General features: G+C 55.3%; 18 protein-coding genes. 7 read left to right on the forward strand and 11 right to left on the reverse strand.

Features of this window, described 5'->3' with window-relative positions; all coding sequences use genetic code 11:
* The first annotated feature begins 280 nt into the window (after positions 1–280).
* On the forward strand, positions 281–1,459 hold the full coding sequence (locus KGP17_RS07685) for a YjgN family protein (protein WP_094982684.1): 1,179 nt from the start codon (positions 281–283) through the stop codon (positions 1,457–1,459).
* 10 nt (positions 1,460–1,469) lie between these two features.
* Positions 1,470–2,504 carry a M48 family metallopeptidase gene (locus KGP17_RS07690; protein WP_223499118.1) on the forward strand — a complete coding sequence of 345 codons (1,035 nt, stop codon included), beginning with the start codon at positions 1,470–1,472 and terminating at the stop codon, positions 2,502–2,504.
* Between the two features lie 52 nt (positions 2,505–2,556).
* On the opposite strand, the gene gpmA is transcribed toward KGP17_RS07690, so the two are convergent.
* The 9 genes from gpmA to modE all read right to left on the reverse strand — a co-directional run bounded on the left by gpmA (position 2,557) and on the right by modE (position 11,699).
* Complete coding sequence (gpmA, locus tag KGP17_RS07695) at positions 2,557–3,309, reverse strand: 2,3-diphosphoglycerate-dependent phosphoglycerate mutase (RefSeq protein WP_021180326.1); 753 nt, start codon at positions 3,307–3,309, stop codon at positions 2,557–2,559.
* Between the two features lie 282 nt (positions 3,310–3,591).
* Positions 3,592–3,930: a PsiF family protein gene (locus tag KGP17_RS07700; RefSeq protein ID WP_021805250.1), complete on the reverse strand. Its 339-nt coding sequence runs from the start codon at positions 3,928–3,930 to the stop codon at positions 3,592–3,594.
* A gap of 187 nt (positions 3,931–4,117) precedes the next feature.
* On the reverse strand, positions 4,118–5,161 hold the full coding sequence (galM, locus tag KGP17_RS07705) for a galactose-1-epimerase (RefSeq protein WP_223499119.1): 1,044 nt from the start codon (positions 5,159–5,161) through the stop codon (positions 4,118–4,120).
* Positions 5,155–6,306: a galactokinase gene (galK, locus tag KGP17_RS07710; protein WP_021805248.1), complete on the reverse strand. Its 1,152-nt coding sequence runs from the start codon at positions 6,304–6,306 to the stop codon at positions 5,155–5,157. Before galK ends, galM begins: the two co-directional genes overlap by 7 nt.
* Positions 6,306–7,355: a galactose-1-phosphate uridylyltransferase gene (gene galT / locus KGP17_RS07715; protein WP_223499120.1), complete on the reverse strand. Its 1,050-nt coding sequence runs from the start codon at positions 7,353–7,355 to the stop codon at positions 6,306–6,308. Before galT ends, galK begins: the two co-directional genes overlap by 1 nt.
* Before the next feature lie 264 nt (positions 7,356–7,619).
* Complete coding sequence (locus tag KGP17_RS07720; protein WP_223499121.1) at positions 7,620–8,438, reverse strand: CPBP family intramembrane glutamic endopeptidase; 819 nt, start codon at positions 8,436–8,438, stop codon at positions 7,620–7,622.
* Positions 8,439–8,654: 216 nt separating this feature from the next.
* Positions 8,655–9,227, reverse strand: coding sequence for a cysteine hydrolase family protein (locus KGP17_RS07725; RefSeq protein WP_094982690.1), 573 nt, complete (start codon positions 9,225–9,227; stop codon positions 8,655–8,657).
* A 120-nt stretch (positions 9,228–9,347) separates the two neighbouring features.
* Positions 9,348–10,817, reverse strand: coding sequence for a molybdate ABC transporter ATP-binding protein ModF (modF, locus tag KGP17_RS07730; RefSeq protein WP_021805245.1), 1,470 nt, complete (start codon positions 10,815–10,817; stop codon positions 9,348–9,350).
* Positions 10,818–10,907: 90 nt separating this feature from the next.
* Positions 10,908–11,699: a molybdenum-dependent transcriptional regulator gene (gene modE / locus KGP17_RS07735; protein ID WP_021805244.1), complete on the reverse strand. Its 792-nt coding sequence runs from the start codon at positions 11,697–11,699 to the stop codon at positions 10,908–10,910.
* Between the two features lie 179 nt (positions 11,700–11,878).
* Between modE and KGP17_RS07740 the strand changes: the two genes are divergently transcribed.
* The 4 genes from KGP17_RS07740 to modC all read left to right on the forward strand — a co-directional run bounded on the left by KGP17_RS07740 (position 11,879) and on the right by modC (position 14,735).
* A complete protein-coding gene (locus KGP17_RS07740) occupies positions 11,879–12,022 on the forward strand; it encodes an AcrZ family multidrug efflux pump-associated protein (protein ID WP_021180335.1) in 144 nt (47 codons plus the stop codon).
* A 149-nt stretch (positions 12,023–12,171) separates the two neighbouring features.
* Positions 12,172–12,945, forward strand: a complete 774-nt coding sequence (modA, locus tag KGP17_RS07745) for a molybdate ABC transporter substrate-binding protein (RefSeq protein WP_021805243.1) — start codon at positions 12,172–12,174, stop codon at positions 12,943–12,945.
* Positions 12,942–13,631 (forward strand): molybdate ABC transporter permease subunit, encoded by a 690-nt coding sequence (gene modB, locus KGP17_RS07750; RefSeq protein ID WP_021180337.1) that lies wholly within the window; start codon positions 12,942–12,944, stop codon positions 13,629–13,631. The genes modA and modB overlap by 4 nt, the downstream gene beginning before the upstream one ends.
* Positions 13,632–14,735 carry a molybdenum ABC transporter ATP-binding protein ModC gene (modC, locus tag KGP17_RS07755; protein WP_059200181.1) on the forward strand — a complete coding sequence of 368 codons (1,104 nt, stop codon included), beginning with the start codon at positions 13,632–13,634 and terminating at the stop codon, positions 14,733–14,735.
* 217 nt (positions 14,736–14,952) lie between these two features.
* On the opposite strand, the gene KGP17_RS07760 is transcribed toward modC, so the two are convergent.
* Positions 14,953–15,774, reverse strand: a complete 822-nt coding sequence (locus KGP17_RS07760) for a pyridoxal phosphatase (protein WP_223499122.1) — start codon at positions 15,772–15,774, stop codon at positions 14,953–14,955.
* Between the two features lie 155 nt (positions 15,775–15,929).
* Between KGP17_RS07760 and pgl the strand changes: the two genes are divergently transcribed.
* The gene (pgl, locus tag KGP17_RS07765; protein ID WP_059200183.1) at positions 15,930–16,925 is read left to right on the forward strand and encodes a 6-phosphogluconolactonase; all 996 of its coding nucleotides are present in this window, start codon (positions 15,930–15,932) and stop codon (positions 16,923–16,925) included.
* A gap of 43 nt (positions 16,926–16,968) precedes the next feature.
* Here pgl and KGP17_RS07770 read toward each other — a convergent pair whose 3' ends face one another.
* The gene (locus tag KGP17_RS07770) at positions 16,969–17,451 is read right to left on the reverse strand and encodes a kinase inhibitor (protein WP_021805239.1); all 483 of its coding nucleotides are present in this window, start codon (positions 17,449–17,451) and stop codon (positions 16,969–16,971) included.
* Positions 17,452–17,489: the final 38 nt, after the last annotated feature.

The raw sequence follows: 17,489 nt of genomic DNA on the forward strand, positions 1-17,489 counted from the left end.
AGAATAAAATCTGACATTATACTAATTTCGTAGAGCTTTCCTCGTTCCGTTGGGCCTTTTTTGATGATAATAAGTTGGTATTACCGCCCATAATTTTTATTTCCAGGAAACATCTTATTTGTCCGCCGCTGTTTTTCATCTCGCGTAACTGTTACTAGTCACACACAATTTGCTCTTGCCGCACGGTATGATTATGATGATGCGTTTTTTACAACCAAAATACCCAATCTAAAAATAAGGGCATGATGGTGAATGACTTTAATTTCAGGATGAATAGCTGATGGAAAACAATAGTTCTCGGCATCAAATTTATTTTCGTGGTACGGGTGGGGAGTATTTCGCAATCTGGTTGGTTAACATATTACTGACGGCTATTACGTTGGGAATATACTCAGCCTGGGCAACGGTGCGCCGTCGTCGTTATTTTTATGGCAATACCGAATTGAATGGCGACCGCTTTGATTACCACGCGCAGCCAATGCAAATCCTCAAGGGCCGTCTGCTGGTGATCGGCGCCGTGATCCTGTTCTATATTCTTTTATTTATCAGCCCATTGCTTGGCATGATTGCCATGCTGGCACTCCTTGCGTTGATCCCTTGGATTATCATCCGTAGCTGGCGTTATAACGCTATTATGTCTAGCTATCGTGGTGTTCGCTTCAATTACTTATGCCAGACCGGGCGTGCCTACTGGGTATTACTGTTCTGCCCGATACTGCTAGTGATTGGCCTGTATGCGGTTATGATCGTATTAGGTTTGATTGGCAGCAGTCTGGGCAGCCCGACTGCGATCCTTGTGCTGGCAGCTATTACGGTCATCCTGTTTGTACCGATGCTGGCCGCTATCAATGGTATCCTGGCTACCCTGCAACATGATCTGTATGTGAACAACCTGCGTTTTGGTACTTCACCTTTTGTGGCCGAATTCAAGAAAGCAGAGTTCATTAAGATTGCACTGTTCAGCCTGCTGATCTTCTTGCCATTCCTGGTCATCGCCTTGGTCCTGGTTGGCTCGTTCTTTGTCAGCTTATTCCAAATGGCGCTGTTTGGCGGTATGTCCGATGCAATGCTGCAAGCCCAGATGGCAAATAATATTGGTAGCCTGTTCATGATGATGTTGGTGCTGTTGCTAGGTGTGATGGTTTCCAGCAGTTATATGGTTGTCGCTCAGCGTAACTACGTGTTCAACCAAACCACCTTGCAAGGTGAGGTTAAACTGCGTTCTTCCATGCAGACTCTGCCGTATATGGGATTGTTGATCACCAACAGCCTGATCACCGTGTTCTCATTGGGCCTTGCAGCTCCGGTGGCACACGTACGTCATGCTCGCTATATTGCTGAGTCAACCCAGGTTGAAGGCGATCTGTCGCTGTTGTCGGTACAGGCTCATCACGATACGGCCAATACCGCTATCGCTGAAGAAGCCGTACAGGCGCTCGATCTGGGCACCAGTTTTTGAGTAAAGACTGATGATCCTTGAAGGACACTATCAGTGCCCTGGCCGGGCCGCCCAACAGGCGGCCCGGCTGCTGTTAAACGATATGGGCGATGGGGTAACGCTGCAATATGATGGCGAGCATCGCTATTTTTCGTTAGCGCAAATTACCGTATCCGAGTCATTGGGACGCATTCCTCTGACGCTGACCTTTCCAGACGGTGGCCGGTTTGTACCCGCCAATGATGCGTCATTCCGCCAGTGGTTTTATCAACGCCGTTCACCGGGGTTGGTGCACCGCTTAGAGCGTTATAAGCGTGGCGTGTTGCTGACGTTGTTGCTAACCGTCCTGTTGACCCTGGCCTATGTTTTCCTGGTTCTCCCCTGGGCGAGCAGTGAAATCGCCATGCGCATTCCTACCGCGGCCGAACAGAAGCTGGGTAAACATACGTTCGATTTCCTGCAAACCAGTGGCTTCAAGCCGTCGCAATTGCCTGCCGAGAAACAGCAGGCGATACAGAAGCTATTCTTGCAGGTGATGCCGGAGCAGATGCGGCACGAGCGCACTCCGCTCAAATTGAAATTACTGGCGGTGCCAGAGGTTGCCAATGCGTTCATGTTACCTGACGGGACTTTGGTGATCACCGACGATCTTGCCAAGTTGGCGACCAATGAAGACGGCCTGGCCGCGGTGATGCTCCATGAAATGGGACATCATGCGTACCGTCATCCTATGCGCATGGTGGTGCGTTCATCACTGGTGGCACTGACGTTTATGTGGATGACCGGCGATGTCAGCGGCATCGGCGATACTTTGCTGCAATCGGCCTCATTTATGCATGAAATGCAGTTCTCCCGCAGCGTGGAGCGTGAGGCAGACGACTGGGCAATCGCGGAAATGCAGCGCCAGGGGCGTTCGTTATTGGCGATGGAAGATCTTTACCGCGCATTGCAGCAGGCGGCAAGCACGTCAACCGTGGCACTGGAGGTGCCGGAGTGGTTAAGCACTCATCCAGAGATGCAGGCGCGTTTGCAGGCTATCGAAGCAGCGAGGATCAAAGAGCAATAAAAAAAGCCCCCGGCTCAACACCGGGGGCTTGTTGCATTTCAGAGGCGAAATCTTACTTCGCTTTACCCTGGTTGGCGACGGCCGCAGCTTTGGCTGCGATCTCATCGGCATTACCCAGGTAGTAACGTTTGATTGGCTTGAAGTTCTCATCGAACTCATACACCAACGGCACGCCGGTTGGGATATTCAGCTCGAGGATCTCGTCTTCGCTCAGGTTATCCAGATATTTCACCAGTGCACGCAGGGAGTTACCGTGAGCCGCGACGATCACGCGCTCACCGCTCTTGATGCGTGGCAGGATCTCTTCGTCCCAGTAAGGGATAACGCGATCGATGGTCAACGCGAGGCTTTCGGTCAGCGGCAACTCTTTTTCGCTCAGCGCTGAGTAACGCGGATCGTGGCCCGGGTAGCGCTCATCTTCTTTGGTCAGCTCTGGGGGGGTGACTGCGAAGCCGCGACGCCATTGTTTGACCTGCTCGTCACCGTATTTTTCTGCGGTTTCAGCCTTGTTCAGACCCTGCAGCGCGCCGTAATGGCGTTCGTTCAGCTTCCAGGACTTTTCGGTAGGCAACCAGGCCTGGTCCAACTCATCCAGAATGTTCCACAGAGTGTGGATAGCACGCTTCAGTACGGAGGTGTAAGCGAAATCGAAAGAGAAACCTTCGTCTTTCAACAGCTTGCCCGCTGCTTTTGCTTCGGTACGGCCTTTGTCGGACAGATCGACATCATACCAACCGGTGAAGCGGTTTTCGTTGTTCCACTGGCTTTCGCCGTGGCGCACCAGAACCAGCTTAGTTACAGCCATAGCTTAACTCCTTAATAATCTGAAGGTTTAATGATAACGAATATCATTATATTCTGCTGCTACTTACTCGGCAATCGATATACCCGTGAATATATCCACTAAAAGTCGAGGGTTTCGTACGACGTGCGACATTGTCTAACCCTTACTGCCACTAGGCATAGTGTTAACCATAGCCAATTTTTGGCCGCAAGGTAAGAGGGGCGCAAAGGAAAAAGCTGAATCGTTCAGGCTGGTCGAAGGGCGCGAACGAGAGCTATTCATCCGCGCCACAGCGTTAATGTATCAGGAGGTTTTTTTCAGGCAGCTACTCATAAAGGTTTTACGCTCGTCACCTTTCAGGCTCTTTTTAGCGGCGTCGGCATTACAGTCTTTCATCTTCTGCTGCTGTGGTGTCAGGGCCTTCTCGGTATGGTGGCCTTCGGCCTTCAGGCAGGTGCTCATGAAGGTGGTACGGTCAGAACCTTTCAGCGATTGGGTGGTAGCCTGTTGATTACAATCGGTCATGCGTTTTTGCTGGGCAGCCTGCGCCGGAGAAGGCGTTTTTGCTGCGGTGTCGGCAGCCATCAGGTTGGTGCTCAGCAATAAACCTGCCAGTAATGGAAGTGCAGTAATCAGACGCATTAGGTGTTCCTTCAGCTATTGAACGGCCAGCAGGCCGAAAATTGTGATATCACTCACGGGCTTGTGTATACCACGGTAGCCTGATTCTAGTGCGGGGTTGGCAATAAGGAAAGGTAACGGCCTGGGGGTGCAATGTAAGCAATTATAACAATCACGCCCCTTACCGCATGACAAGGGGCGTGGCGGCTCAGATAGGAATAAGCTGATAGTGCGTTGCGCTCTGATAACGCTGCCCAGGCTGTAGCCAACAGTCCGGCTGTGGCCATTCCGGGTGGTTCGGGCTGTCCGGTAGGAACTCGCTTTCCAGCGCTATGCCGGCGTAATTTTGGTAGCTACCGCCGTCGCGCGCCGGTGTGCCACCCAAATAATTACCGCTGTAGAGCTGGAGCGCTGGCGCGGTGGTGAACACCGTCATCGCGACCTTGCCGTCGGCAGACCACAGGTGAGCCGCCGGGCTTGCCAACCCGTGGCAGGTATCGTGTAACAGGTAAGCATGGTCGTAACCCTTAACCCGTTGCTGATCGCGGTCGCGTAATAAATCTTGCTGCAGGGTTTTCGGCTGGCGGAAATCCATCCCGGTTCCTGCAACCGCCGTCAGTTCGGCACTGGGGATGCCATCGCCGTCCACGGGCAGATAACGGTCGGCGAACAGTTGCAAGCGCTGTTGTCGGGCGTCGTGGCCTGCGCCATCCAGATTGAAATAAGCATGGTTGGTCAGATTGACCGGGCAGGCGCGATCGGTCTGTGCCTGATACTCAATCTCCAGCCGGTGTTCGGCGGTGAGTCGATAAGTCAGCGTAACGTCGAGGTTGCCAGGGAAGCCCTGGTCACCGTCTGGCGAATGGAGTTGATAAACCACCTGCTGCTCATCCTGATTCACAATCTGCCAGCGGCGAGCGTGGAAGCCGTTTGGCCCGCCGTGCAGTTGATGCTCCCCTTGATTAGCGATCAGCGGGTGTGGCTTGCCATCGATGTTTAGGCTGGCATGTGCAATACGGTTGGCATAGCGCCCGACCGTGGCCCCCAGATAGGCCCCCTGGTGCAGATAGTCCTGCGGGGTTTGGCATCCCAGCAGCAGCTCACGTTGCTCTCCTGATTTCAACGGTAGCAAGGCGGAAAGCCAGGTTGCGCCCCAATCCATCAACGTGACCGTCATTCCCGCGGCATTTTTCAGGGTGGTGAGAATAAAGGGCTGGCCGTCTGGGGCAACGGCGGAGTTATCACTCAGCATAGACCGGATCCTTGTGAAGCTTTGCAGACGTAGAAGGTTTCTTGCAGGCCGTTGGTTCGCAGTGGATATTCGCGGGCTACCGCCGTACGTACCGACTCTACCAGATCCTGCGGCATCAAGGCCACGATGCACCCCCCAAAGCCCCCTCCGGTCATACGCACACCGCCACGATCGCCAATGACCTCTTTCACAATCTCGACCAGCGTATCGATAGGGGGCACAGTAATTTCAAAATCATCACGCATCGACGCGTGTGATTCAGCCATCAGTTTGCCCATCAGCTTCAGGTTGCCAGCGGCCAAGGCATCGGCAGCGGCCAGGGTGCGATCGTTTTCGGTGATCACATGGCGCGCCCGTTTGGCCACGATCGGATCCAGTTCGTGCAGGATCGGGAAGAACAGATCCGGGCTGACGTCGCGCAGCGCCTTGACGCCGAAGAAGCGAGCCGCCGCTTCGCACTGTTGCCGGCGGGTGTTGTATTCGCTGTCGACCAGGCCGCGTTTGACGTTGGAGTTGATGATCACCACGGCGACATCGGCTGGCATTGGCACCGCCCGAGTTTCCAAAGAGCGGCAGTCGATCAGCAGGGCGTGATCTTTCTTGCCCAACGCAGAAATCAGCTGATCCATAATGCCGCAGTTGCAGCCGACAAACTGGTTTTCCGCTTCCTGGCCATTCAGCGCCAGCGCTACGCCGTCCAACGGCAATTGATAGAGCGCCTGCAACACCTGCCCGACGGCCACTTCCAGTGAGGCGGAAGAGCTGAGCCCGGCGCCCTGCGGGACGTTGCCGCTGATCACCAGATCGGCACCGCCAAAATTGGCATCGCGGGTCTGCAGGTGTTTCACCACGCCGCGCACATAGTCGGCCCAGCGCAGATTGGCGTGGCTGACGATAGGCTCATCCAGCGAAAACTGATCCTGCTGGTTCTCGTAATCGGCGGCCAATACGCGGATCTGGCGATCGTTACGTGGAGCCCCGCTGATCACGGTTTGATAATCAATGGCGCAGGGCAGGACGAAGCCGTCGTTGTAATCGGTGTGTTCGCCGATCAGATTGACTCGTCCCGGAGCCTGGATCGTCAGGGTGGGTGCGTAGCCAAAGTGTTCGGTAAACAGGGCTTGGGTAAGTTGCTTCAGACTCATTATTTCACTCCGGCTTCGCGGTAATGGATATCACTGACCGCACGCAGGCGTTCAGCGGCTTGTTCTGCGGTGAGGTCGCGTTGGGTTTCCGCCAGCATTTCATAGCCCACCATAAATTTACGCACCGTGGCGCTGCGCAGTAACGGCGGGTAGAAGTGGGCATGCAGTTGCCAGTGGCGGTTATCGGCCTGGTTGAAGGGCGCGCCGTGCCAGCCCATGGAGTAAGGGAAAGAGCATTGGAACAGGTTGTCATAGCGGCTGGTGAGTTTCTTCAGCGCAATGGCCAGATCGCGGCTTTGTGCTGCACTAAGGTCGGTCAGGCGCTGTACCGGCGCTTTTGGCAGCAACAGCGTTTCAAACGGCCAGGCTGCCCAGTAAGGGACAACCGCCAACCAGTGCTCGGTTTCCACCACCGTACGGCTGCCGTCGGCCTGCTCGCGCTGAGCATAGTCCACCAGCATGGCGGACTGATGCTGGCTGAAATACTCCTGTTGCAGGCGATCTTCTCGTTCGGCTTCATTCGGCAAGAAGCTGTTGGCCCATACCTGACCATGCGGGTGAGGATTGGAACAGCCCATCGCGGCCCCTTTATTTTCAAACACCTGTACCCAGGGGTAGGTGCGCCCCAGATCGGCGGTCTGTTCCTGCCAGGTGGCGATCACCTGTTCCAGTGCGGGTAGCGTCAGCTGCGGTAGCGTTTTACTGTGATCGGGGGAGAAGCAGATCACCCGGCTGGTGCCACGGGCGCTTTGGCAACGCATCAGCGGATCGTCACTTTCCGGCGCCTGCGGGGTATCTTGCATCAGGGCGGCAAAATCATTGGTGAACACGTAGGTGCCTGGATAGTAAGGGTTTTTATCACCGGTTACGCGCGTGTTGCCGGGGCAAAGGAAGCAGTCGGGATCGTGTGCTGGCAGTGTTTCCTGAGCGGGGGATTCCTGCTGGCCCTGCCACGGGCGTTTGGCCCGGTGCGGAGATACCAGCACCCATTGCCCGGTAAGGGGATTAAAACGGCGATGTGGATGATCGATAGGATTGAAATCAGGCATTGCGCTTCCTTTATCTAGCGACGGGGCTAATTGTAATCGCTTTCACCTGCTGCGTGACCGACTATAGCCGAGTGCATTTTGGAAAATAATGGCTAGAAGATAGCACGGCCGCGGTGAGAAAAAGGTGATCTAGCGCGAAAAATGGAATCGCTTACATCGATTGAGGCTTTAATTCGGTTGAGGTAGGCAAGGCAGCGGGGTGGGTTAAGTGGTAGCGATTACACTGGACAGGCCGGCAGAGAACTTTGCCGGCCTGGAGGGGGACTAATATTGGTAAGCCGGGTAGGTAAAGAACAGCAAATGGACCAGATTTAGCCCAAAGTGGAAGAGAATGGGCACCCACAGACGGCCGCTCCACATCCAGGCCAGGCCATAAATCACCCCTGCCAGCGTGGCAAATGCCACCATCAACATGCCACCGGCAAAGTGAGCGGCTCCAAACAGCAGGGCGGTGATAATCAGTGCCGGATAGGCACCCAGCCACTGGCGCAGACGCTGCTGCAAATAGCCACGGAACAGCGCTTCTTCGGCCATCGAAACAAAAAACAGGTTGGCCATAATGAAGGCCAGGATCCAGGAGGGTAGATGCAGCTCAACTTTCAGCCCACCGAGCGCCACCGCCAACAGCAGCACCGCAGGTATGCAGAGCACCAGGATCAGCCAGGCGCTGACGCCTACTTGTTTGTCAGGCTTGTCCGCGTTAAATAGCGTTGGCAGGCAGGCTAACAGCAGAAAGGGGACCAGTGCCTTATCGAAGTTGTAATACATGGAATACAGCGAGCTCATCGGGCCCACTTTGACCTGATCGACCATCAATTGGTTATTGAAGCCCGGTATCAGGTGATAAAACAGAGCGATTGAGCAGGCGACTAAAAATACCTCCAGCGGTAGCGCGATGCTGCGCTGCTGGCGATAGTGTTGATGAAGCCAGATGGCAATGGCGATAACCGCCAGATAGCCCAGCCCGACGGGCGTCAGGACATGATGGTAAACCCCCATTGCAGCAGCCGCCGCCAATACTACTGAGGCAATCAGCCGGTTAAATGGCAAAAAAAACAACGAAGCCGAAAGTACGCCCCACATAATAGCTATCCCTTTAAATAGATACACGGCGCTCAATGCCGGAAATCCGGCGTGTTAATGTCTGGTTAAATATAAATGAGCACTAAATGGGATAGTAGCACAACAGGATGAATATAAAGGTCGGGACAGTAGTTAATCGTGCTTATAACGGCTAACTAGCTGTTTCTAATTGTGCTGCATGACTCCCTCCTGTCTCAAACTTATGGTGTCGTGGTTTTAACCGCGCATCCACGCCTGCGAACGCATAACCTCCCCAAGGTTCTGCAAGGTCTCCAGGCTCTGCTGGTGGATCTCTTCCGTTGGGGCGGCGCACAGATCTTGTAGCACCGTTACCTGTAAGCCTGCATCGTGCGCCTGTCGGGCGGTACTCTCAATGGCAAGCGGGGTGCTGATACCGCCCAATAACAGGTGGTGGCAGCGGTGCTGCTGTAACCAGGCTAACAAATTGTTACCGGCAAACGCGCTGAGCCCTTTCTTTTCCAGGCACAGATCCTCGGTTTTTACCTCCAGACCGGCCAGCCAATGGCATCCCCCGTTACTTAAACGCAGTGCGCCGATATGTTTGAGCTGATTGAACAGCGGCGAGTGTCGGGGAATATCGTGGTAATTGTCGGCAAAACCGGTGCGCAACCAAATCACCGGGATTTTACGCACCCGCGCGTAGGCCGCAGCAGCATTGACGTGCGCGATCACATCACGCGTTACGAGCTGTTCGTGGCAGTGATTCGCCCGCCCTTTAGGGCCAGCCAGATCTTCAATCAGGTCAATCATAATCAGCGCGGCGGACATACCTTCTCCCAAAACGTTTCTGTACCCTTTAAGGATAAAAGGCCAAATGTGATGCGTAGTGGAGGAAGTGTTGCCGGATATGTCCTCAGGATGAGCGCTGTAGCACTCATCCCGAGTATGTTACGCCAGGACGTCTTGCTGATAGCGGTAGCCATCGCCTTCAGGGATGAAGGAGAAACGGTGGGTGATACATTGCGGCGCGTCTTCTGCGTGGTGTGAAACAAACAGCAACTGGGTTGAGCCCTGTTGGATCAACACATCTACGAAGCGCCTTACCAATTGGCGGTTTAGCGGATCCAGGCCTTGCAGTGGCTCATCGAGGATCAGCAGCGCCGGATGTTTGACTAATGCCCGGGCGATCAGCGCCAGGCGTTGCTGGCCCCAGGACAGGCTATGGAAGGGAGCATCGCCCATAGCGCCAAGCCCGAGCAGCGCCAGCCATTGTGAGGTCAACTGATGCTGACGATCGGAAACTGCCTGATAAATACCGATCGAATCAAAGAAACCGGACAGGATCACGTTACGCACGCTGGAGCTGACCCGATAGTCCAGGTGCAGGCTGCTGCTGACGTAGCCGATATGGCGTTTGATATCCCAGATGGTTTCTCCACTACCGCGTCGGCGGCCAAACAGCGTCAGATCGTTGCTGTAGCCTTGCGGATGATCGCCGGTGATCAGGCTGAGCAGGGTGGATTTTCCCGCCCCGTTCGGGCCGACGATCTGCCAGTGTTCACCGGGGTTAACCTGCCAACTGAGTTGGTTGAGGATGGGGCGATCGTTGTAGCTGACTACGCCATCACGCAGAACGATCAGTGGCCGATCGTCCGGCAGCCTGATGACCTGTGTGGGATCTTCGGTTTCTGGCAGCGTCAAGCCGTTGAGATTTTCACTGTGCGCCAGTTGGGCGACTAGCGCATCGGCCATCACCTGTTGCCGTGGCCCCTGGCTGGTGAGGGTGCAATCGGCCAGTACGCCGACCTGCTCAATGAAGTCTGGGATTTCATCAAACCGGTTGAGCACCAGGACCACGGTATAACCTTGCTGTGAAAGTTCGCCAAGCAGAGTGGCGAGCTGAGCGCGTGAATTGACGTCCAGCCCGTCGAACGGCTCATCGAGGATCAATAAATCGGGCTGGGCCATCAGGGCACGGCACAGCAGAGTTTTGCGGGTCTCACCGGTAGAGAGATATTTGAAACGGCGCGTAAGCAGCGGCGTGATACCAAACTGCTCAGCCAACTGTGTGCAGCGAGCGGGATCGTTGAGCTCTTCCTGAATGATTTCCGCCGTCGTGCGCCCGGTGTCGTCTTCGTCCTGGCTAAGCAGGTCGGTATTGTTGCGTTGCCATTCGTCGCTGACCAGCTTTTGCAACTGCTCAAAGGAGAGCCGCACTACTTGACGAAAATCACTGTGGCGTTCGCCTTTCAGCAACGTCAGCTCACCGGCCAGCGCCCGGGCCAGCGCGGATTTCCCGCTGCCGTTAGCCCCGACGAATGCCCAGCTATCGCCGGACTGAATATCAAGCCGATCCAGCTCCAGCGTGCGGGTATCGCTTAGACGAAATGAACCTTGCGAAATGTGCAACGACGACATCCTATGTTCCCTATTCTGCAATTAATTTCCTTAGAAATAGGCGCAAGCGGAAAAGATGTCAATCGGCAATACTGCAACGTGACGTTGCGTTTAACACAACGTCGCGACAATCACCCGATCGGCATTGAACAAGGCGTGTACCGGCGTGCCGACGCTCAGTTTCAACTGTGCCAGTTCCTGGTTGCTGACGGTGGCGCATAGCGTTTCTCCGCCGTTAAGCGTGACCAGAACCTCACTGTGATCGCTACCAGGCTGAATACTGGCTACGCTTCCCGGCAGCGCATTATCGGCCAGGCCGGTCGAAGCCGGATCGGTACTGAGTTTCACCCAAGGCGCTTTAATCAGGGCTAACACCTCTTTGCCCGGCGTCAACTGTAGCCGGTCGGCGCTTTGCTGAGTCACGGCAGCGGTCAGGCGGGTGTTGCCGTCGGCCAGCAGCAGGCTGATATGCTGTTGGACCTGCTGATGGTCGCGTTCAATCACGGTGCCGAAAAACTGGTTGCGGGCGCTGGTCTGCAAGGAAAAACGGGCGATGGCGGCCAACAGGCTGTCCAACGGCAGAGAGTCCTGCTGCAACACGTCAAAGGCCTTCTGCTGGATTTGGCCCAGCAGATCGTAAAGTTGGATCAGCCGCAGGCCATAACGGGTCACCTGCGCGCCGCCGCCGCCTTTGCCGCCGGTAGCGCGTTCGACCACCGTCTGCTCGGCCAGCTGATTCATCTCGTTGATGGCATCCCAGGCGCTTTTGTAGCTGATCCCCGCCAGTTTGGCTCCCTGGCTGATCGAGCCGGTATGCACCACTTGCTTGAGCAGCGCGATGCGGCGTGGGTCAGCGAACAGTTTCTGCTGCAGCTTTAAGGTAAGGAGGATCTCGGCCTGCATGATGGGTCCTTATAAGGCAGTAAGTCAGGCTATTGTCGCCGATTTGCCGCAAAGCGCCAACTGAGCACGTTTAGCCGGTTACAAATTTCCCGCAGTCGGTAAAATAACCGCGTTTTCGCCTGCGTTTTGGTTTACAGTGAAGCCTACGCAGCGGTTTAAAGCAGTCAAGTGAGGCTACGATGTTAGAATTATTGAAAAGTCTGTTGTTTGCCGTGGTCATGGTGCCGGTAGTGATGGCCATTATTTTAGGCTTGATTTATGGCTTGGGCGAGGTGTTCAACATCTTCTCCAAAGTTGGCCATCCTAAAGAAAACCGCAGCTAATCCCCCTCCCAAATGCCCGCCGAGCTCTCTTGGCGGGTATTTCTCAAGTTATCTCTCGCTTTGCCGATAAACCGCATGACAATCGTTCTCGCTGCGTTATATTATTTTTTACATAGCGATGTGATGATGGTTAACTTGCGGAGAAAACAATGAAACAGCAATGGATTAACTGGGTTGGCGGTGTGGCATTGGCTTGCGGGCTGGTGGCACAGGTTTCTGCGGCGGAGAAAATCACCGTGTTTGCCGCAGCCTCGCTGACCAACGCCTTACAAGATATCGCCACCGAATACCAGAAAGGCAAAGACGTCGAAGTCGTCTCCTCTTTTGCTTCCTCCTCAACGCTGGCACGCCAGATTGAGCAAGGGGCGCCTGCGGATATGTTTATCTCTGCCGATCAGCAATGGATGGATTATGCCATTGATAAGCAGCAGATAGTGAAAGACACTCGTTATACTCTGCTAGGCAACGAACTGGTGCTGATCGCCGCCAAATCGGCCAAACAAGATAAAATCACTATCAACAAGCAAACCGACTGGGCCAAATTGCTCAACGGTGGCCGCCTGTCCGTAGGCGATCCGGATCATGTTCCCGCGGGCATCTATGCTAAAGAAGCGTTGCAGAACCTCGGGGCATGGACCACGCTGGAACCGCAGCTGGCGCGGGCCAATAACGTGCGCAGCGCTATGGCCATGGTTGAGCGCGAAGAAGCCCCGCTGGGTATCGTTTACGGCTCGGACGCCGTGGCCAGCGACAAGGTCAAAGTGATTGCCATCTTCCCGGAAGACAGCCACAAGCCGGTTGAGTATCCAATGGCCATCGTTAAAGATCACCAGACGCCAGCCGTGACGGCTTTCTACGATTACCTGAAGACTCCGGCCGCTGCGGCTATCTTCGAACGTTATGGATTCACCCCGCGTAAATGATATTAAGTGAGTATGAATGGCAGGCGGTCGAACTGAGCCTGAAAGTCTCCAGCCTGGCGGTGATCTGCAGTTTGCCGCTAGGTATTTTAATGGCCTGGATCCTTGTTCGCTGCAATTTCCCCGGTAAATCGTTGTTGGATAGCATTGTTCATCTGCCGTTAGTCTTGCCACCGGTGGTGGTGGGCTATCTGCTGCTGATTGCCATGGGGCGGCGCGGCTTTATCGGTGAATGGTTATATAACTGGTTTGGTTTCAGCTTCAGTTTCAGCTGGCGCGGTGCCGCCCTGGCTTCGGCGGTGGTGGCATTCCCGCTGATGGTACGTGCTATCCGCATGTCGCTGGAAGCGGTAGATATCCGCTTGGAACAGGCGGCCCGTACCCTGGGTGCCAACCCGTGGCGGGTATTTTTCACCATCACCTTACCGCTTTCGCTTCCCGGTGTGATCGTTGGCGTGGTGCTGGCCTTTGCCCGCTCTTTGGGCGAGTTTGGCGCCACCATCACCTTTGTTTCCAATATCCCTGGTGAAACCCGTACCATCCCGCTGGCAATGTACACCCTGATCGAAACGCCAGGGGCCGAGGCGGCGGCGGCGCGTTTGTGCGTGATTGCCATCGTGCTGGCCCTGGCTGCCCTGATGGTTTCCGAATGGCTGGCCCGCTGGGGCCGCAAGCGTATGGGCTTATAGATGTTAGAACTGGATTTCTCCCAGCAGCTTGGCGATCTCAATCTCAACGTGCAGGCTAATCTGCCGGCTCAGGGGATCACCGCGATCTTCGGGCTTTCCGGGGCCGGTAAAACTTCCTTGATCAATGCTATCGGCGGCCTGACGCTGGTGCAGCAGGGGCGTATTGTGCTTAATGGCCGCACGCTGGTAGATACCGCCAGTGGTGTCTGTTTGCCGCCGGAAAAACGCCGCGTTGGCTATGTTTTCCAGGATGCGCGCCTGTTCCCGCATTATCGCGTGCGTGGCAACCTGCAATACGGTATGGCGGCCAATATGCGCGGCCAGTTTGACAGCATTGTCGAGCTGTTAGGGATTGCACCATTGCTGAACCGTTTGCCTTTGACCCTGTCCGGCGGAGAGAAACAGCGTGTCGCGATTGGTCGGGCGCTGTTGACCGCGCCGGAACTGTTGCTGATGGATGAACCGCTGGCCTCGCTCGATATGCCACGCAAGCGTGAGCTGCTGCCATATCTGGAGCGGCTGGCGCAGGACGTCAATATCCCCATTCTCTATGTCAGCCACAGCATGGACGAGATCTTGCGCCTGGCAGAGCAGGTGATGGTATTGGATCACGGCCAGGTGCGTGCGTACGGCGGGTTGGAGGAGGTTTGGGCCAGCAGCGCGCTGCGGCCTTGGCTACAGCGAGAAGATCAGAGCAGCGTGTTGAGCGTGAGCGTGATTGAACATCACCCGCGCTATGCCATGACCGCGCTGGCACTGGGCGATCAGCGGCTGTGGGTCGGCGGTATTGAAGCGCCGGTCGGTAGCCAGATGCGTATTCGTATCAACGCTGCCGACGTTTCTTTAGTGCTGCAACCGCCAGCCAACAGCAGCATTCGTAATATTTTGCCCGCCAAGGTGGCGGAGTGTCTGGATGTGGCAGGGCAGGTTGAAGTGAAGCTGATGGTCGGGGAAAACATCCTCTGGGCGCGCATCACCCCATGGGCACGTGACGATCTGGCTATCAGGCCCGGTCAGTGGCTGTATGCACAGGTCAAGAGCGTGTCGATCAGCCGCGATGGCCCCTCACCCCAACCCTCTCCCACAGGGAGAGGGAGCTATTAGCCCCTGCTCGTTTGGAAATAAAGAGGTCACTTCAGCAAACTCGACCGCTCCCTCATGCAAGGTGCGTTACCGAATTTTCAACCCAACGTGATCGGTCCCTTTCCCTACGAAAAGTGAGTTGATACAGGGCCGTGGTAGGGTAGTTTTCTGTAATTAATAGCGGCTCGATCTGTTCCCTCTCCCTGTGGGAGAGGGTTAGGGTGAGGGGTCGTTTTTGTTAATTCAGCACACGAGAACGGATCACTTCGGCAATACCCGGCTGCAGGTGATCGGCAATCACCAGGTCTGCACGTTCCTTGATGGCATCATCGGCATTACCCATGGCAACGCCCAGCCCAACGGCTTCAAGCATGCTCAGGTCGTTGTAGTTGTCACCAAAGGCGACCACCTGATCCATGCTCAACCCCTGTGACTCCACCCACTGCTGCAGGCGTTTACCCTTGCTGTTACCGCCTTTGGCAATGTCCACCTGATCGTGCCAGGACCATTCACAGGCCAGGCCCAGTTCTTTTTCTACCATTTCGGCAAAGCTGCGCAGCGCTGGGAGATCGCTATGTGAAGTGGCAAACTTCCAGATGGCCTGCGCGTCATCCGCCGCCTGCATCAGGCTGTTGACCTGCAACAACGTTGGGCGCTGGGCTACCGGCAAAGTCTCAGACCAAGCCAGCGAACGGATCACATGACCGCTTGTTTCCTGATACAGCATGGCGTCGTCCACATACATCAGGCCGTGAATAGCGTTTTGCTTGAGCAGTTGCAGTACCTGCTTGGCCTGCTCTTTTGCCAACGGATCGGACGCCAGTACCTTTTTCTGCTGGAAGTCGTACAGATAGGTGCCGTTACAACAAATGGCTGGCGTATCGATTTGCAGCGCCTGATAGAACGGGTGGATAGCCACGTGATGACGGCCGGTGACCACTACGACTTTCACCCCGGCGGCGCGGGCTTCCTCCAGCGCGGCCAGCGACTGCGGTAAGATACGTTTCTGGTTGTCTAGCAAAGTGCCGTCTAAATCGAGGGCAATAACACGGTAGCTCATAGCGGTCTCATTATAGTTAGCAAGAAAATTACCTCGATGGTACACCGGATAACCGTTCGATAAAACTGCGTAACCTGCCAGGGTTGCCATGTCACAAATGTCGCGTAAGCTAGAACAAACTGAAACCGGTTACCCTTTCTCATTAAGGAGAGCAAATGAAGCAAATCGTTTATGTCGCCAGCCCGGAGAGCCAGCAGATCCACGTATGGCAGTTAGACGACAAGGGCGCACTGGCGCTGCTGCAAACGGTCGAGGTCGCGGGGCAGGTACAGCCGATGGCGATCCACCCGGACAAGACTCATCTGTATGTTGGGGTACGTCCGGCGTTTGGCATTGTCAGCTACCGTATCGCCGAAGATGGCACGCTGCATGAGGCAGGGATGGCACCACTGCCAGGCAGCCCAACCCATATTTCCACCGATTTGCAGGGCCGTTATCTGTTCTCCGCGTCTTACAGCGGCAACTGTGCCAGCATCAGCCCGATTGGCCATGATGGCGTAGTGCTTGCGCCTACCCAGCAGATCGATGGCCTGACCGCGCCGCATTCGGCCAATATTGACCCGACCAATCAATTGCTGCTGGTGCCATGTCTGAAAGAGGACCGCATCCGTCTGTTCAATCTGAGCCAACAGGGCCAACTGACGCCACACGGCCAAGAAGCCGTAGCCACGGCAAGCGGTGCAGGCCCGCGCCATATGGCATTCCATGGTAACGATAAATTCGCTTACTGCGTCAATGAACTGGATGGCACGGTAGATGTGTTCGCTATCGAAGCCAACGGTGGCAAATATACGCTGGTGCAGAGCCTGGACATGATGCCTGCCGATTTCACCGGCACCCGCTGGGCGGCGGATATCCACCTCACGCCAAACGGCCGTTTCCTGTATACCAGCGATCGCACCGCCAGCATTTTAACCGTGTTCAGCGTCTCGGAAGACGGCAGCAAGATTGCGGTGGTTGGCCACCATGCCACAGAAGAGCAGCCACGCGGTTTCAATATCGATCACAGCGGTCGCTTCGTGATTGCGGCAGGGCAGAAATCTGGTCATATCGGCGTGTATCAGATTGACCAAAACAGCGGTGAGCTGACGGATCTGGCGCGTTACCCGGTGGGCAAAGGCCCAATGTGGGTGAGCGTACTGGCAAAATAATGGGTTAAAAATCGGGGCGAAGCGCTTCGCCCCTCAACGTTTCTCAGCTGTATTTTACCGTCAACGTCGCTTTGCCAAGGCTATGGAAGTGGATGTTAAAACCGACCATCGCGCCACTCGCTTCTGCGTCCACTGGAATGCTTTCCACGTCCAACGCATGCACGGTGAACTGATAACGATGGCTTTCACCCTGTGGCGGAGCCGCACCACCGTAACCGGCCTTACCGAAATCGGTACGGGTTTGCACTGCGCCAGCGGGTAGCCCCGGTTTGCCGGAACCCGCACCTGGCGGCAGTTCATGCACGTTTGCCGGGATATTGGCGACCACCCAGTGCCACCAGCCGGAGCCGGTAGGGGCATCGGGATCGTAAACCGTGATGGCAAAGCTCTTGGTGCCCGCCGGTGCATCTTCCCAGGCCAGATGAGGGGAGAGGTTATCCCCATGGTAGCCCATGCCGTTAAATACCTGCCGTTCAGGCATTTTTGCGCCGTCTTGCAGATCGCTGCTGTACAAACGAAAAGCCATAATGACTCCCAGTTGTCTAAAATACCGAACCCCTAAGC

This window comes from Serratia sp. JSRIV001, from assembly GCF_019968745.1.
In the GTDB taxonomy this organism is placed as follows: Bacteria; Pseudomonadota; Gammaproteobacteria; order Enterobacterales; family Enterobacteriaceae; genus Chania; species Chania fonticola_B.

Excerpts from the sequence above, each read along its gene's own strand:
- KGP17_RS07685 (WP_094982684.1), top strand. The coding sequence starts at position 281 with ATGGAAAACAATAGTTCTCGGCATCAAATTTATTTTCGTGGTACGGGT.
- KGP17_RS07690 (WP_223499118.1), top strand. The coding sequence starts at position 1,470 with ATGATCCTTGAAGGACACTATCAGTGCCCTGGCCGGGCCGCCCAACAG.
- gpmA (WP_021180326.1), bottom strand. The coding sequence starts at position 3,309 with ATGGCTGTAACTAAGCTGGTTCTGGTGCGCCACGGCGAAAGCCAGTGG.
- KGP17_RS07700 (WP_021805250.1), bottom strand. The coding sequence starts at position 3,930 with ATGCGTCTGATTACTGCACTTCCATTACTGGCAGGTTTATTGCTGAGC.
- galM (WP_223499119.1), bottom strand. The coding sequence starts at position 5,161 with ATGCTGAGTGATAACTCCGCCGTTGCCCCAGACGGCCAGCCCTTTATT.
- galK (WP_021805248.1), bottom strand. The coding sequence starts at position 6,306 with ATGAGTCTGAAGCAACTTACCCAAGCCCTGTTTACCGAACACTTTGGC.
- galT (WP_223499120.1), bottom strand. The coding sequence starts at position 7,355 with ATGCCTGATTTCAATCCTATCGATCATCCACATCGCCGTTTTAATCCC.
- KGP17_RS07720 (WP_223499121.1), bottom strand. The coding sequence starts at position 8,438 with ATGTGGGGCGTACTTTCGGCTTCGTTGTTTTTTTTGCCATTTAACCGG.
- KGP17_RS07725 (WP_094982690.1), bottom strand. The coding sequence starts at position 9,227 with ATGTCCGCCGCGCTGATTATGATTGACCTGATTGAAGATCTGGCTGGC.
- modF (WP_021805245.1), bottom strand. The coding sequence starts at position 10,817 with ATGTCGTCGTTGCACATTTCGCAAGGTTCATTTCGTCTAAGCGATACC.
- modE (WP_021805244.1), bottom strand. The coding sequence starts at position 11,699 with ATGCAGGCCGAGATCCTCCTTACCTTAAAGCTGCAGCAGAAACTGTTC.
- KGP17_RS07740 (WP_021180335.1), top strand. The coding sequence starts at position 11,879 with ATGTTAGAATTATTGAAAAGTCTGTTGTTTGCCGTGGTCATGGTGCCG.
- modA (WP_021805243.1), top strand. The coding sequence starts at position 12,172 with ATGAAACAGCAATGGATTAACTGGGTTGGCGGTGTGGCATTGGCTTGC.
- modB (WP_021180337.1), top strand. The coding sequence starts at position 12,942 with ATGATATTAAGTGAGTATGAATGGCAGGCGGTCGAACTGAGCCTGAAA.
- modC (WP_059200181.1), top strand. The coding sequence starts at position 13,632 with ATGTTAGAACTGGATTTCTCCCAGCAGCTTGGCGATCTCAATCTCAAC.
- KGP17_RS07760 (WP_223499122.1), bottom strand. The coding sequence starts at position 15,774 with ATGAGCTACCGTGTTATTGCCCTCGATTTAGACGGCACTTTGCTAGAC.
- pgl (WP_059200183.1), top strand. The coding sequence starts at position 15,930 with ATGAAGCAAATCGTTTATGTCGCCAGCCCGGAGAGCCAGCAGATCCAC.
- KGP17_RS07770 (WP_021805239.1), bottom strand. The coding sequence starts at position 17,451 with ATGGCTTTTCGTTTGTACAGCAGCGATCTGCAAGACGGCGCAAAAATG.